The sequence below is a fragment of the Pseudomonas farris genome (assembly GCF_019145235.1).
Lineage (GTDB): Bacteria > Pseudomonadota > Gammaproteobacteria > Pseudomonadales > Pseudomonadaceae > Aquipseudomonas > Aquipseudomonas farris.
On sequence record NZ_JAHSTV010000007.1, the window covers coordinates 160,682 to 176,648 of the forward strand.

Below are 15,967 nucleotides of genomic sequence, written 5' to 3' on the forward strand. Positions count from 1 at the left end.
TTTTATTGTTCAGAAATAAGCTTTTTTTGCCACTTGTTGCACTATCGACACAAACGCCGTGCCTGTTCTGGCACAGCATTCATGTTGTTAAAAAAACCATGGAACCGGCAGCCTCCATTCGCCACACAGAACACACATGTGCTGTGGCGATCCCCGATGAAGATCAGAAACGATAACGATGTGATGCCCCCTCTCGATATCGCTCCCCGGCAAGCATTCGGCAGTGAAAGGGCAACCAGTGCCAGAAACCCATTGGTCGACTCCATGGAAGAGGTGGCACTGAAGTTCAGCGAAAGTGTGGAGCGTCACAGCAAGGGCCTTGATGAGCGCAATGTCAGTGAGTCAAGCAAATCGCAGCGGGTCGAGCGGGTCGAGAAGCTGGTCGAGATGTATCGCCTGCTCGAACGCACCGACCAGCCAAGTCTGGAGCAGCAGGCCCGGCGCATGCAGTCGCTGTTGCAACAGCAGCCTTCAATGCCGGACCTGTTGCAGACGACCGGTAACGATCCAGCACTCACCGATATTGTTCTTCAACAGACCTTGCGCCTGGCCATGGCCGAAGGTCGTGAAACAGACACGGACATCACTCGCACGGCCATCGACGAACTGCGTCAGTTGCATGGCGAGAAGATCCGCGCGGGCTTGAATACCGCCAGCGCGATTGCCTTGTTCAGCCGCGATCCGGAACAACGCAGTGCCATGCGCCAGGTGTATTACAAAGCAATCGGGCAGCAGCAGCCGCTGGCCATCTTGCTCGAAGCCCTGCTCGAACGCTTCACTGAAGAGCAGTTTCCACGGGGCCTGCGCACGTTGCAGCGGGCTCTGGCGGATGATATCGCCGCCCTTGCGCCGTCCTTGCCCACCAGTGTTCTACGTTCGATGTTGCGGGGACTGGGAGCCTCCGGTCAGCTGAACAACCTGCTTAAAACCTGCCAGGCCCTACTTGAGCGATTCCCCCCCCAAAAACCTGGCGACACCATGACCGCAATGACCATGGGTAAGCGGGTACTGCGTTTCTGTGGCATCGGAGTCTTCGCCCGCGACCTGACCCTGCTCGCCGAAGAAACCATCGGCCACGCACCTCGTTTGCAGCCGCTGTTTTTCAATGGTTTGTATCCGTTATTACAGGCTCTGCCACTTACCCTGTGGAAAGACCTGAAATCCCGCCAGAACGGCCTGCGGCTGTTGCAGAACCTGATGGATGAACACGCAAGGCACGAGCGTCAGATAATGGGCGTGCCCGATACCGGCCGCCCCGCACCATGAACCGTTTGATCTACTGGCTCAACCGCCTGGCGATCGCGGTAGTGCGCCGCACCGAAATCGTCGGAGCGATGATGGTCATGGCGATTGTCTTTATGATGATCCTGCCCCTGCCCACCGCCTTGGTAGATGTGCTGATTGCGCTGAACATTTGCATTTCATCGCTGCTGATTGTGCTGGCCATGTACTTGCCGCGCCCGTTGGCATTCTCGACCTTTCCGGCAGTGCTGTTGCTGACCACGATGTTCCGCCTGGCGCTGTCCATCGCTACCACCCGGCTGATTCTGCTGCAACAGGACGCCGGGCATATCGTCGAAGCCTTTGGCAGTTTCGTGGTTGGCGGCAACCTGGCGGTCGGGCTGGTGATCTTCCTGATTCTGACCATCGTCAACTTCCTGGTGATTACCAAAGGCTCGGAACGGGTCGCCGAAGTGGCAGCGCGGTTCACCCTCGACGCCATGCCGGGCAAGCAGATGTCCATCGACAGTGACCTGCGCGCCAACCTTATCAATGTCCACGAAGCGCGCGTGCGGCGCGAGCAATTGTCCAAGGAAAGCCAGCTGTTCGGCGCTATGGATGGCGCCATGAAATTCGTCAAGGGCGATGCCATCGCCGGCCTGGTTATCGTCTTCATTAACTTGATCGGCGGCTTTTCCATCGGCGTGTTGCAAAACGATATGGAACCGGCGGACTCGATGCACCTGTACTCGGTGCTGACCATCGGTGACGGCCTTATCGCACAGATTCCGGCACTGCTGATCTCTCTGACGGCGGGGATGATCATCACCCGCGTGGCACCGGACAGCCAGGCGATGGATGCCAACATCGGCCACGAAATCGCCGAGCAACTGACCAGCCAACCCAAGGCCTGGGTTTTTTCGTCCATCGGCATGCTCGGCTTTGCCGCCATTCCGGGGATGCCCAGCCTGGTGTTCGTCAGCATCAGCCTGCTGTGTATGTTCTGCGGTTTGCTCCAGCTCTGGCGCATTCGCCAAAAACAGATCCAGCAAGACCACGACGATGCTTCGCGCAATGGCGCCCCGGAACTGAACGGGTACGAAGATATCCGGCGTTTCAACCCCTCACGGGCTTACCTGCTGCAATTTCATCCGAGCCACAAGGACAGTCCCGAGCTGGAACAACTGCTGCAAAGCATCCGTCAACGACGTAATACCCTGGTGCATCAGTTCGGCTTGACACTGCCCTCATTCGATATCGAATTCATCGAGTTGCACGAGGTCGACGAATTCCGCTTCTGTGTCTATGAAGTGCCGTTTATTCGCGCCACTTTCACCACCAGCCGACGCGCCGTGGACTATCGCCAGGTTGACGAAAACGATGGTGGCTTGCCCGGCCGCGCCGATCGCGACGAGGGGCTATGGCTGTGGTTCGAGGCCGATGACCCGCTGCTGCTCAAAGACGTTGTGGAGAGCATTCATGCCAACGAATTGATCCTTGAGCGTATGGGGCGCGCCTTCCAGTCCACCGGGCCGCAATTTCTCGGTTTGCAGGAAAGCAAGGCGATCATCGGCTGGCTGGAAAGAGAACAACCGGAACTGGCCCAGGAGCTGCAACGCACCCTGCCCCTGGCTCGTTTCGCCTCCGTACTGCAGCGGCTGTCCGCCGAACTGGTGTCGCTGCGGTCGATGCGACCGATTGCCGAGACCCTGATCGAGCAAGGCCAGCATGAACGCGACCTGAATGTCCTGACCGATTACGTGCGCATCGCACTCAAGGCGCAGATCTGCCATCAGCACTCTGAACTCGGCACCCTCCACGCCTGGCTGGTGACCCCGGAAACCGAAGTGTTGCTGCGCGATGCCCTGCGCCAGACCCAGAGTGAGTCCTACTTCGCCCTCGAGCCGGAAATGGGTAGTGCGTTGATTGAGCAATTGCGCGAAGCCTTCCCGTTGCGGACACGGCCAGCACCGGTGCTGCTGGTAGCCCAGGACCTGCGCAGCCCGCTGCATGGCCTGCTGAACGACGAGTTCAATCATGTGCCAGTGCTGTCTTTCGCCGAATTGTTGTCCTCCGCGCAAGTCAACGTACTCGGACGCATCGATCTGGAGGAGGCACACGTTGCCTGACGGAGCATGCTCATGAAACCCAACATGCTGTATGAGTTACGCGTGCTCACCGGCCTGCACCGAGGGGCAGCCTTGCCACTGACAGGTGAACAATGGAGCATCGGTTCTTCGTCCAGCGCTGACCTTGCCCTGTATGACCCCGGGATCAAGGATCACCATTGCCTGTTGCAACTGATCGACGACACATGGTCCCTGGTGCGCAAGGAAGGCGCCATTACCGACAGCGAAGGGCACCGGGTCGACGAAATTGCCATGTTCAAACCCGGCACGCCCTTCGCCCTGAATGGAGTCTGGTTATCAGTGGTCAGTGCCAATACCGATTGGCCGCCTGAGGACGACGAGCCTCGGGACACTACCGAGCCGGCGACGGAGCCCCAGCTGTTGATCGCCGAACACGATGAGTCCCGGGTGCAGGCTGCTCGCGCCCCCCGATCGTTGCTCGGACCGCTGCTGCTGATCGGTGCCCTGGTGACGTTCCTGATGGCCCTGCTCTGGGTCTACAACCGGCAGGAACCTTTGCCGGTGGTCCAGGGACCGGCGCCCAAGAGCATTCTCAAAGACTCGGCCCAGGTGCAAAAGGTGCTGGGCAAAATGCTCAAGGAGCGTGAGCTGCAAGGGCGGATCAGCGTCGTCGAAGAAAATGGCAAGATCTACCTGCACGGGCGCTTTGAAGAAGATGACCTCCTGCAATTGACCGAGCGCATGCTGCAACGCTTCGAGCATCTTTATCAAAGCCCGCTGCAAGTGCTCAGCGCCCTGCCTGAAGCCGCCCCATTGTTGCCGTTCCACGTGGTGCAGATCAGCGGTACCCGACCGGCCCATATACTGACCAGCGATGGACGGCGACTGTTTCTCGGTGATGAAGTGGACGGTGTACGTCTAGTGGAAATCAATGATCATCGAGTGATCTTTGAAGGCGACCGTCGTGTCGAGTTGAGTTGGTGATGCAGGCCGCTCTTGAGCGCCTCACTCACTGGCACCAGAGCGAACGTGAACGCCTGGAACGCCGCGCGCCGGTGGAAATCAATGGCCGTATAGTCGGGGTCAACGGCATCCTGTTGCACAGCCGGATGCCGAGGGCGCGGATCGGTGACCTGTGTCAGATCCAGCGTGCCGATGGCACTGAAGTCATGGCGGAAATCGTCGGCTTCGACCGACAGCACACCCTGCTGGCGGCCCTTGGAGCGCTGGACGGCATTGCCATCGGCGCGCGGGTCATCCCTTTGTTCCAGCCCCACAGCCTGGTGGTCGGGGATGAGCTGTTAGGGGCGGTGCTTGATGGTTTCGGCAGATCCTTGAGCAACGACGGGCCTTCGGCCTTTGCCGAGGCGGGCACCCCAGGTGCACTGCCGGTGATCCGCGATGCACCGGCAGCGACCGAGCGACCCCGTATCGAGTCACCGTTGTCGACCGGGCTGCGTTCCATCGATGGCCTGCTGACCCTGGGTGAAGGCCAGCGCGTCGGCATCTTTGCCGGGGCCGGCTGCGGCAAGACCACCCTGTTGGCCGAGCTGGCGCGTAACACCCCGTGCAAAGCGATTGTGTTTGGCTTGATCGGTGAGCGCGGACGGGAACTGCGCGAGTTTCTCGACCACGAACTCGACGACGAACTGCGCAGCCGCACGGTGCTGGTCTGTGCCACCTCGGACCGCAGCAGCATGGAACGCGCCCGCGCAGCCTTTACCGCGACTGCCATCGCCGAGGGCTTTCGCCAGCAAGGCAAGTCGACCTTGCTGATTATCGACTCCCTGACCCGCTTTGCCCGGGCCCAGCGAGAAATCGGCCTGGCCAGTGGTGAACCTGCTGGGCGTGGCGGGTTGCCACCGTCGGTCTATGGGCTATTGCCACGTCTGGTGGAACGGGCCGGACGCACCAACAGCGGGGTGATCACCGCCCTGTACTCGGTGCTGATCGAACAAGACTCGATGAATGACCCGATTGCCGATGAAGTTCGCTCGCTGCTCGACGGGCACATCGTCCTGTCTCGACAACTCGCCGAGCGTGGGCATTTCCCGGCAGTGGATGTACTCGCCAGCCTGAGCCGGACAATGGGCAATGTGGTGGGAACCAAACAGCTGCGTAATGCCACGCAGATACGCAAACTCATGGCGGCTTACCAGCAGGTGGAGATGCTCCTCAAGCTCGGCGAGTACCAACAAGGCAACGACCCCCTGACCGATTGCGCAGTGGACTCACATGCCCGGATCGCGGCCTTTTTGCAGCAGTCGCTGCGTGAACCCCGGTCTTTGGAAGAAACCCTGGATCACCTCTCACAGGTAACTGCCGATGTCCCACTCTGACCCCGACTCGCAAGTTCCCGTCAACGATCCTGGCAGGGTCGTCCTCGGCCAGACCCTCGACCTGCTGGCGCCGATTCGCCGACACCGCATGAGCATGGCCGAGCTGAGCTGGCACCGCCAGCAGAAGGTGCTCAAGGCCTTGCGCGAGCGCCTGGAAGTCATGGAACAGGAGCGGCAGCTGTTGCATGAGGCCCATCGTCAGAGTCGTATTGAACTGCGCGAGCAGCACGCCAACCGGCCGCTGTCCATCAGCGAAATGAACACCTGGCTAGCCAGGGAGCAACAATCGATCCGCCGTATCGAGGACGACGAACGGACTTATAAAGCCTTGGAGCAGGAGTATCGGCAGCAGTCTCAATGGGTCGAGGGAAGCCGCCTGGAAATGCGTCGGCGTCAGCGCGAAATGGAAAAGCTCGATTACCTGATTGACCTGGCCCGGGAGGCGTCATGAACCCCAGGCATCCCCCGCTCAAACCAAACGCTCGCAGTACCGAGCAACCGCCACGCCCAGAACAGCCCCATTGGGCACCACGTATCGAGTTCACGCGCGAGTTTGAGAGCGAGACCCGGCAGGAAGGCGAACTGTTCCAGAACCTGATGAATCCGGACGCGAACAGCCTGGCATTTTTCCCCGACTTCAATGGTGACGGCTTCTCGGACGGTTTTGCCGACGAGCAACACGTATCCACCCTGACGTCTTCGCCACCCGCCCACACCACGCAGTTGTGGGATGCCTTGCTCGCGCACATCGACACCCACCTGACGCCATCCAGTGAAGCCCCCATGGAAGCGTTTTTCGAGTTTCCGCAACTGGGCAAAGTGGCGGTACAGCTGATCAATTGCGGTGACAGCCTGGAGATCGCCGTACGTTTCGCTCAGAGCGAAGCCTGCAAGCGCTGCCAGCCAAACCGTGAGGTGTTCCGCGAATGGCTCAGCCAACGACTCGGGCGCCGCGTGCAACTGACTCTCGATGCGCAGGCGCATTGAAATGTCGGTTCGCACCTTGAGTTTTCGCGCCATGCCCGCCGATGAAGCCCTGGCCCGACAACGTGTAGGTCAGGGCCTGAGCCTGCGGTTTCGCCTTGAGCAGGCATCCGGTTCCCTGAACCTGCGCCTGGCGCCCACACCATTCGGCCGGACGCCTGGCAGAGTTCTCGCCAGCGAGTCCGGCGCACTCTGGCTCAGCGACGCCACAGCCTTGCTCGGCCTGCTCTCCAGCTGTCCGGCGCTGCTACCTGAAACGGCGTCCGAAGATCCGGATGATGCTTGGTACTGGCAGCTCTACAACCACTACCTGAGCCCCGAGCTGCAAACCCTGTTTGGCCATTTACAGCCGACGGTAACGGTCGTCGAAGGGGCCATGGAATGTCTGTTGGAGGCGCAAATCAATGGTTTACGGGTTTACAGCCGCGTCCGCTTACTCCCAGCGACTCTTCTCGGTCTGCTCGGCCAGGGCGGCTGGGAACCCCGGCAGAGCAGCATGCAGGCCGACTGGCTGGTTATCCTCCCGCTTCTGTTGGGTCGCACCGAGCTGAGCAGTTCACAAACAGCCTCCCTGCGTCCAGGTGACATTCTCTTGCCCGAGCACCCCCTGTTCGCCCCCGACGGCCAAGGCACCCTGCACATTGGCGGTTGTCGCCTCGGCCTGCGTCAGGACGAGACGAACCCGCTGCGTTTCAGCATCACCGACCTGGAAGAAAATCTTATGAATGCATCGATCGATAATCTTGCTGCTGTCGACGCACTCGCGACTCTCGACCCAGAGCTCCCGGAACTCAACGATGCGCGACAAGCCGATGACAGACTCGCACGTTTCGCCGACCTGCCCCTTGCCCTGACCCTGCGCGCGGGCAGCCTGTCCTTGACGCTGGGACAAATGAGTACGCTGGCGGTGGGTTCGGTACTGACTTTCAGCGGCTGTGCCCCAGGCAATGCAACCCTGTGCCATGGCGAACGACCGCTGGCCCATGGCGAACTGGTAGATGTCGAGGGGCGCCTGGGTCTGCAAATCACCCGCCTGGAAACACAACGGTGAACCTGCAGAACGTCGATCCGCTGACGTTGGCGCTATTTCTCGGTGCCTTGTCCCTGGTGCCGTTGCTGATGATGATCTGCACCGCTTTTCTGAAAATCTCCATGGTCCTGCTGATCACTCGCAACGCCATCGGCGTGCAGCAGGTACCGCCGAACATGGCCCTGTATGGCATCGCCCTGGCGGCGACGTTATTCATCATGGCCCCGGTATTCAGCGATATGGGGCAACGCGTCAAGAGCCTGCCGGAGCAAATGGAGGATTTCGAGGCCATGCAAAGCGGCGCCAATCACGTGGTCGAACCCTTGCGTCAGTTTATGGCGCGTAACGTCAACCCGGATATCCAGACCCACCTGCTGGAAAACACCCAGCGAATGTGGCCAGCGGAAATGTCGGCCAAGGCCAGCCGCGACGACTTACTGCTCACCGTACCGGCCTTTGTTCTATCGGAGTTGCAGGCCGGTTTTCAAATCGGATTCTTGATCTACATCCCGTTCATCGTCATCGATCTGATCGTGTCCAACATCCTGCTTGCCTTGGGCATGCAGATGGTTGCACCCATGACCATCTCATTGCCGCTGAAAATTCTGCTGTTCGTTCTGGTGGACGGCTGGACGCGTTTGCTCGACGGGCTGTTCTACAGCTATCTGTGACAAACCGAGGCTTTATGGAAACCCTGACGCTGTTCAAGCAGGCCATGCTGCTGGTGGTGGTGCTGTCTGCCCCGGCGCTGATCGTGGCGGTGGTCGTCGGCATCATCACCTCATTGCTGCAAGCGGTGATGCAATTGCAGGACCAGACCCTGCCATTCGCCGTCAAGCTGGTGGCGGTGGGCATCGCTTTGGCGCTGACCGGGCGCTGGATCGGAATCGAGCTGATGCAATTGACCAACCTGGCGTTCGGTATGATCGCGCAGACGAGGGCCTGAGATGTTCGAGCCGGCCTTGCACGAACTGTCCGAATCGATCCTCGCCCTCACCCTGGGCATGGCCCGCCTGTACCCCTGTCTGTTTCTGATCCCGGCGTTCTCTTTTCACGAAATCAAGGGGATGTTGCGTAACTCCGTTGTCCTGGCCTTGGCCCTTGTGCCGATGCCGGGTATCCGCGCAGCCTTGGCCGGTCAGGAGTTGGGCTGGCTGGACGTCGGCGCACTGGTACTCAAGGAAAGCGTCATCGGCCTGCTGCTCGGGTTGCTGATAGCCATGCCATTCTGGCTGTTCGAATCAGTCGGCTGCCTGTTTGATAACCAGCGCGGTGCCCTGATCGGCGGGCAGATCAATCCGGCCCTCGGTGATAACACCTCGGAGCTGGGGCATATGTTCAAGCAGGTATTGATTTTGCTGATGATTCTCGGTGGCGGCTACTCAAGCCTGACCCAGATTATCTGGGACAGTTACAGCGTCTGGCCCGCGACCCAATGGACACCCATCCCCAGAGCCGAGGGCTTCAACGTCTACCTGACGCTTCTGGCCAGCACCTTTCGCTTTATGGTGCTCTATGCCGCACCACTGGTGGGCCTACTGCTGTTAATCGAATTCGGCATGGCGATCCTCAGTCTGTACAGCCCGCAACTGCAAGTCTCAACCCTGGCAATGCCGGCCAAGAGTCTGGTCGGCCTGGGCTTCCTGGTGGTGTATCTGCCGATGCTCTGCTGGCTCGGCGATGGTCGCCTGAACGAGTTGAGCGATCTTCGTCACCTCCTGCCATTGCTATTGAAGCCACCGGGATGAACGGGCGCGTAATGCTCGCCATCGACCAGGAATCAAAAGGAATCGTCCATGGGTGAAAAAACCGAACAGCCAACCCAGAAAAAACTCGACGATGGCCGCAAAAAAGGCGAAGTAGGGCAGAGTCAGGACGTGCACAAACTGTTTATCTTTGCCGCCCTGCTGGAGCTGATCCTCACTCTCGCCAGCAGCGGTATTGCCAAGCTCAAGGCACTGGTCGCCCTACCCCTCGCCCAATTGGACCGCCCCTTCGCCGCCGGAGTGAATGAGGTCTTGAGCAAGGCCGGCTGGGACTTGCTGCTATTCATGCTGCCTGTATTAGGAGTGGCAGTGGCGATGCGTCTGATCGGCGGCTGGATCCAGTTCGGTCTATTGTTCGCGCCCGCAGCCATCAAGCTCGACTTCAATCGACTCAACCCACTGAATCAATTCAAGCAGATGTTTTCTTCCAAGCAGTTGTTCAATCTGTTCAATAGCCTGTGCAAGGCCGTGCTGATTTCAACCGTGCTGTACCTGGTATTGCCACCGGCGCTGGGCGACTTGATCGGCTTGGCCAACACCGATCTGGACACCTATTGGCTGGCGATGATCGATCTGTTTTCTCGCCTTTCGCACACCTGTCTGGGCGTGCTGCTGGTACTCGCGGCCATCGACTTCGGCTTGCAAAAGTATTTCTTCATGAAGGGCCAGCGCATGGACCACGAAGACATACGTAAAGAGTACAAGGAGATGGAAGGCGACCCCCATATGAAGTCTCAACGCAAGTCGCTGGCCCGCGAACTGACCAAGGAACCCGGCTCCCAGGCCTCCATCAGGGCCCCCGTGGAAGATGCCGATATGCTGTTGGTCAACCCGACGCACTACGCGGTGGCCTTGTTCTACCGGCCGGAACAAACACCTCTGCCACGCATCGTCTGCAAAGGTCATGATGCCCAGGCCCGAGAGCTGATCGAACGTGCCCGTCAGGCCGGGGTACCGGTGATCCGTTTCGTCTGGCTCGCGCGCACGCTGTATCACAGCGATGTCGGCCACTTTATCCCGCGCGCAACCTTGCAAGCCGTGGCACAGGTCTACCGCCTGCTGCGGGAACTGGATGAGCACTCCGACAAAGAGCTGATTGAGATGCCGGAAGCGCCTGAGCAGGCTTCTCCCCTGTTCGCGAGGAACCAGACCCTGCGGCCATCCCACTCAGAGCAAAGGAATTTACCTGAACATCCTGAGTAGCCGTAATGAAGTTGCGATGTCTGTCCCCGTGAAGGAAAAGCGCCATGCCTCATAATTCGATCAACTCGACACCCGCTGTCAGCACCCCGAATGTGCAAGGGCTGACAGTTCGACCGGGGCTGGAGCAACGGTCCGAACGGCCGACCCAAAACGCCTCGTCCAGCCTCGCCAATTTAGGCATGCGCCAGAAGCAGTGGGTTGACCGACCGCATCAGAACACCGGGGCGCAACCCTCGAAAAGGGTGCAACCTGATGCTCACTTACCACCCAGCCGTCACACGGCAGGCGCTTCCAGCGACCAGAATACCCATCCTCAGCCGCCCCAATACGCCGCAGAAAAATTACGACAATTAATGATCAAGGAACCTCATCTTTACTTGCCACCCAGCCGTCACACGGACGGCACTACCAGCGGCCAGAATGCCCATCCTCAGCAGCCCAATTACACCGCGGAGAATTTACGGCAATTAACGAACCGGCAACCTCGTCTTTACTTGCCACCCAACCATCACACGGCCGGCACCTCCAGCGGCCAGAATGCCCATCTTCAGCAGCCCAATTCCACCACGGCGCAAAAACCAGGTATCAGCCTGAATGCCAAAGGCCAGCCCGACTTCCTGGGCTTCACCCCACCGGCTCTAACCGACCTGCTGAAAAGCATCCTGGGCCAACCGAAGCAAACCTACCAGGCGCAGCACAGCCTGGAGAACGGCCAGGATCATCTGCTGCTCGATCAACAAGGCAGTGTGCTGCACCTGAAGCAGTCACCCACAGCCTTGGTGGTGCTGAGAAGCAGCCAGGCAGAAGCCCCATCGAGCGCCCTCACCAGGGACGCGTCCACTTTCGAAGTCCACGGTAACAACACTCAGATCGCCACCGGCGGCCTCAAAAGTACCCCCTTGCAAATCCCCGGAAAAGCACATCTCGCGCAACTGACTGGCATTCATGAAGAAAAGAATGGCGAGCAACTGCGCGTGCATGAGGGGCGTCTGCATCGTTTCAACGCCTCTACCACCAGTTGGGAGCCGAAACCTGGCAGCGAGGGTAAGGTCTTGAGTCAGCTATCGACCCATGGCAATGGCGCTGTCTACGGGCAAGGTGACGACATATTCAAGAACCTCAAGACGTTCTCCGTGGCCTCGGACAACGTCGCTGTTTGTCTGATCCACAAGCATGATCAGCAAGATATTCGTTTAGTGGATGTGCTTCAGGAAGCCCAGCTGTCGCCGTCCAGGAGACTGAAGCTCAATGACGGGAAGTCCGAGGCGCTGAGTGTCGGACTGAGCAACGACCGACTGTTTATCGCCGACACCGAAGGCAAGCTCTACAGCGTCGGGCGCAACGAGTTGAACACCGGGGAACGGAACCTGAACCTGGCACCCGAGCAGGACTTCCAGCCCGTCGGAGAAAAGTTCGGTGCTGGCAAACAGGTGACCGGCTTTATGCATGGCGACGACGGCGCGCTGCATATTCTGGTCACTGATCATTTGGGCCAGACTCATGCACACCCGCTCGACGAGCAGAGCAAGGGTCTCAAGAGCAGCTGGAATCTCACCGATGCGCTGGTGCTGGACAATAAGCGCGGCCTGGCCGGTGGTGCCGACCCAACCCCGGCCAACACCTTCGACCTCGGTCCTTCCGGCCGCATGGGTATCACCGACAAGCGAATCCAGCAATGGGACCCAACCACCCAGGACTGGAAAGACACCGGCATCAAAGATGTCGAGCAATTGCAGCGCGGCGCCGACAACAAGGCCTATATGCTCAAGGACGGAAAGATCGCCAAGCTCGATGTCAGCCCCCACTACACCCCGGTGGCCGTCGGTACCGGCCACACCCTGACCCAAACGTCACGTTCGACCAACGTGAGCGTCGGCGACGAACTTCCGGGACTGGAAAATCGCACCGTCACCACCTTCACCATGCTCAACGATAAGCAGTTTGCCGTCTGCGACGACCAAAACAGGCTCACGGCTCATCACAAGACCGGCGACCCTAGCGAGCTGACGCACCATGGTCTGCCCGACAAAGTAAGCTCCCTTGCGCTGGACGAGAACCACAACCTCCATGCATTGACCACTCAGGGTGAGTTGTTTGTCCTGGCCAAGGATGACTGGCAAGCCCCCGAAGCACGCCCCGAGGCCAACTGGAAGCCGGTCGTGACATCGGACAATCCTCCGCGATTACTAGCCAGTATCCGTACCGCTGACGACGGCAGCCTGAGTGCCACCGTGCGTAACAGAAGCCATACCCAGGTGCATCTCAAACAGGGCGAATGGCAACCACTGATACCGCGTCCCACCGACCACAATGCCTTGAACGACTTGTTCACCAATGTACGCGGCAGCGAAAACAGCAAACGCATCCCGTTCACGGGTGGCACCCTGCGCGTCGCCATCAATCTGATGGGGCGCTCGGGGGAAAGCAGCAACAAATCGAGCGCGTCCGAATTTTTCCGGGCCCATATTTACAAGAACACTCTGGAAATACCTCGGCCGCTGAAAAATATCGGCAACAACATCCAACATCATCATCACGGCCGTGAAGGTCTGCGCCCGATTTACGAAACCGAGTCCAAGCTGTTTGAGCGCCTGGATATGATCCACAAAGATTCAGGTAAGGCTCCTGGAGCTGGGAACGACTTCAAATCGCGTATCGCCAGGCTCGACCTCGGTGCGCCAGGTGCCGGGTTGCTCACGGATCTGGAAGCCTTCCGCACTGAGCTGGAAGACAACAGCCACCGGGCGGCCATGCACTTGGGGCACCAGCACGGGCAGTCGAAACTGCTGCGCCAGAAAGAGGGCCTGCTGAACATTCATGGCGAAGTTTCCGAGCCATCGAAGCGCACTGCGCTGAGCATGGCACTGTCCACTGCGTCCGAGAAACGCAACCTGAACAGCTCCGGGCACGACTTGCTCAAGGAACTGCAAGACGTCTTGACCCAATTCGCCCCTTCGGCCGAGAACCACACGGGCGCGCTGCTCAAAACGTTACAAGACAACGGCATGAAAATCGCCCACCAGAAAGCCGATGTGCCCCTCGGACAGCGACGCGACTTCAGCGACGGCCAGGCCCTGACCAAGTCTCGCCTGACCCTTGACGTGATTACCCTCAAAGACTTCGGCATGTTGCTCGACTACGCCGAGATGCCCATCCCTCCCGGTGCGGACAACAGCAAAAAACTGGACCAACTGCAGCAAAAATTCAACCTGTTGCGCGACAACACCTATGCCGAACACCCGATCAAACAAATTACCGATATGGGTTTTATCGACCACACCAGCCTCGAAAACTCCTATGACGCGATCAAGGCATTCAGCAAAGGGCTCAAGAAAGAAGACCATGCCATTAGCGTCAACTTGCGCGCGGCCACCGGCAGCAAGAGCCAGGCGGAGTTGGCAGACAAACTCAAGGCATCGCTCAAGCAACTGGAGCATCCCGACGATGAGATCAGCCTGCAGAGCGGCTATGGGGTGAGCCTGAGCACCCCCTTCATTAGCCTGGCCCAACTCGGTACAGGCCCCTTTCCCAGCGGTTCAGTGGCAGGCGGACGCAAATACAGCCTGAAGTTCGCGCGAGGCGAAAATGGCATCATCGCTGACCTGTCACACGCGGGTATAGGCACGGCAAACGCAGGTGTAGGCGCCAGCAAGAATTTTTGGCCAAACGAACCCAAGGTCGATATGGGCAACGAACGTCAACTTGTACCGGCTATTCGTTTGGGAGCGAATCTCACCGCCACAGCCACCGCAACCCAACACCATGGCGTGGTGTTTACCGTACCGGACGAGGACATCGATCACTTTGTCGACAACCTGTTCAGCGGCAAACTCAACCCACTGGAGATCATGACAAAAGGCGTCGACCATAAAACCCAAAATGGCATGCACTTGAGTTTCGACCTTAATGCCAGCGGCACAGCCGAACTTAATGTCGGGCTGGGCATAACCGATAAGAACAGCTCTCCATTATCAGTCGCCAGCCGTATCGGGATGGGTGGAACAGTCAACGTCAACTTGCTGAACTTCACTGATTATTCACTGACCAAAAGCAGCGATAAAAGCGAACTGCGCGAAGGCGGGATGAACCGTGCGCGCCTGATGAACAAGCTGGATGCCGGGGTTTATTTCCGTACCCCACTCAGTGCAGCGCACACGGCCCCCAAGAATCCAACGGATCCGACGAAAGCCACTGCATCGCAATCGATTGCCATACCCTTGATAAGTGCCAATCTGAGCGCTTCCGCGGACTCGAAAACCACCAAGCGAATCGATTTGTCTTATACACAAGCCAACCCCTTGACCACCGCCAACCTGAGCAAACTCTCCAAGAGTCTCGGCACAGCCTTCAAGGATCGTGCTTCTCAGGCAGAACTCAGCAGGCTGGCCAATGATCGGCAGCCGGAATTCGCCGAAGCAACACCCAAGGAAAAAATCCAGCGACACCTTGAGGGGCTGAGTCAGTACTTTTGCGACAAGCCCGTGGCAAACGACGAACAATATGCGGCCCTGCGAGCGTTGAAACGCTCCTCGGTTCAACAGGAGGCGGCGGACAAGAAACACAGCATGCTTGACAGCGCACGCTTCGAGAGTTCCTACACCAACTTGTCGCGCCTGAGCGAGCAAGGGGTGGTGTCCAAAGTCATGAGTCTGGTGAGTTCGATGCATTCACCCAGCAACGCCGAACAAGTCTGCGCATTGCTGCGTGATGACCCAACGCTCAAGTCCCTGATCAAACAGCTGCAATCCTCCGATGGCAACCTGGCTAGGGTTCGACTTGAACTCAAGGATCACGTCCAGGACAAGATCGATCAAGGCAGTCGCAGCGGCGCGCTGTCACAAACGGCTCTGGCAGCCCTGCTGGCTGACCGCGACAATATGCGGATCAAAGCCATTACCGTGTTCCAGAGCGCCAGCCAAAAGGAAGATTTTACCTCCCCGCTGCCGTTACTCAGCTCCAACAGCTCCGCCGCTCTGATCGTCACTAAAACCCTGGGCAAGATCAGCTTTTCTTATGGCGAGAATCAGGACACGCCAAAAAAATACGTCTTGGACGGCGAACTCGGCAAGCCCACGCAAAGCCTGAAAAGTACAGTTGGTGCGCTGAAGAAAGATGGGTTTGAGCTAAAAAGCTGAGGGTTCTTTCGATCGTTCCCACGCCGGCCAGGCCGGCCTGAATCTGGTTGATCATTCAGTACCCGGAGTTCGAGAAGGCAGCCTCAAAATCTCTGTCCGGAAGTCCCCACGCATAAAAAACGGACTCATATTGCTATGAGTCCGTTTTCATTTCAGGTTCTGGCAAAGCCTTGAACGGCTAAACCTCAATACACTTCAC

The 15,967-nt window shown here is 58.7% G+C and carries 12 protein-coding genes; all 12 read left to right on the forward strand.

The genetic code is table 11. The annotated features are described in order from the left end of the window. Positions 1-156: 156 nt before the first annotated feature. The 12 genes from sctW to KVG95_RS16550 are packed head-to-tail and all read left to right on the forward strand — an operon-like array spanning position 157 to position 15,768. Positions 157-1,266 (forward strand): type III secretion system gatekeeper subunit SctW, encoded by a 1,110-nt coding sequence (sctW, locus tag KVG95_RS16495; RefSeq protein WP_217857170.1) that lies wholly within the window; start codon positions 157-159, stop codon positions 1,264-1,266. Further along, a complete protein-coding gene (gene sctV, locus KVG95_RS16500; protein WP_217857171.1) occupies positions 1,263-3,350 on the forward strand; it encodes a type III secretion system export apparatus subunit SctV in 2,088 nt (695 codons plus the stop codon). The genes sctW and sctV overlap by 4 nt, the downstream gene beginning before the upstream one ends. A 12-nt stretch (positions 3,351-3,362) precedes the next feature. Further along, complete coding sequence (locus KVG95_RS16505) at positions 3,363-4,295, forward strand: FHA domain-containing protein (RefSeq protein ID WP_225923183.1); 933 nt, start codon at positions 3,363-3,365, stop codon at positions 4,293-4,295. Then, positions 4,295-5,650, forward strand: a complete 1,356-nt coding sequence (locus KVG95_RS16510; RefSeq protein ID WP_217857172.1) for a FliI/YscN family ATPase — start codon at positions 4,295-4,297, stop codon at positions 5,648-5,650. The genes KVG95_RS16505 and KVG95_RS16510 overlap by 1 nt, the downstream gene beginning before the upstream one ends. Next, positions 5,637-6,101, forward strand: coding sequence for a type III secretion protein (locus KVG95_RS16515; protein WP_217857173.1), 465 nt, complete (start codon positions 5,637-5,639; stop codon positions 6,099-6,101). Before KVG95_RS16510 ends, KVG95_RS16515 begins: the two co-directional genes overlap by 14 nt. Next, positions 6,098-6,637 (forward strand): type III secretion system HrpP C-terminal domain-containing protein, encoded by a 540-nt coding sequence (locus KVG95_RS16520; RefSeq protein WP_217857174.1) that lies wholly within the window; start codon positions 6,098-6,100, stop codon positions 6,635-6,637. The genes KVG95_RS16515 and KVG95_RS16520 overlap by 4 nt, the downstream gene beginning before the upstream one ends. 1 nt (position 6,638) lies before the next feature. Continuing rightward, entirely contained in the window at positions 6,639-7,685 is a 1,047-nt protein-coding gene (locus tag KVG95_RS16525) for a FliM/FliN family flagellar motor switch protein (RefSeq protein ID WP_217857175.1), read from the forward strand. After that, a complete protein-coding gene (gene sctR / locus KVG95_RS16530; protein WP_367616774.1) occupies positions 7,682-8,335 on the forward strand; it encodes a type III secretion system export apparatus subunit SctR in 654 nt (217 codons plus the stop codon). The genes KVG95_RS16525 and sctR overlap by 4 nt, the downstream gene beginning before the upstream one ends. A gap of 14 nt (positions 8,336-8,349) precedes the next feature. Continuing rightward, positions 8,350-8,610, forward strand: a complete 261-nt coding sequence (sctS, locus tag KVG95_RS16535) for a type III secretion system export apparatus subunit SctS (protein WP_217857176.1) — start codon at positions 8,350-8,352, stop codon at positions 8,608-8,610. A 1-nt stretch (position 8,611) separates the two neighbouring features. Further along, positions 8,612-9,412, forward strand: a complete 801-nt coding sequence (gene sctT, locus KVG95_RS16540; protein WP_217857177.1) for a type III secretion system export apparatus subunit SctT — start codon at positions 8,612-8,614, stop codon at positions 9,410-9,412. A gap of 48 nt (positions 9,413-9,460) precedes the next feature. After that, the gene (gene sctU / locus KVG95_RS16545) at positions 9,461-10,633 is read left to right on the forward strand and encodes a type III secretion system export apparatus subunit SctU (protein WP_217857178.1); all 1,173 of its coding nucleotides are present in this window, start codon (positions 9,461-9,463) and stop codon (positions 10,631-10,633) included. 44 nt (positions 10,634-10,677) lie between these two features. Next, the gene (locus KVG95_RS16550; RefSeq protein WP_217857179.1) at positions 10,678-15,768 is read left to right on the forward strand and encodes an AvrE-family type 3 secretion system effector; all 5,091 of its coding nucleotides are present in this window, start codon (positions 10,678-10,680) and stop codon (positions 15,766-15,768) included. The last annotated feature ends 199 nt before the right edge of the window (positions 15,769-15,967 follow it).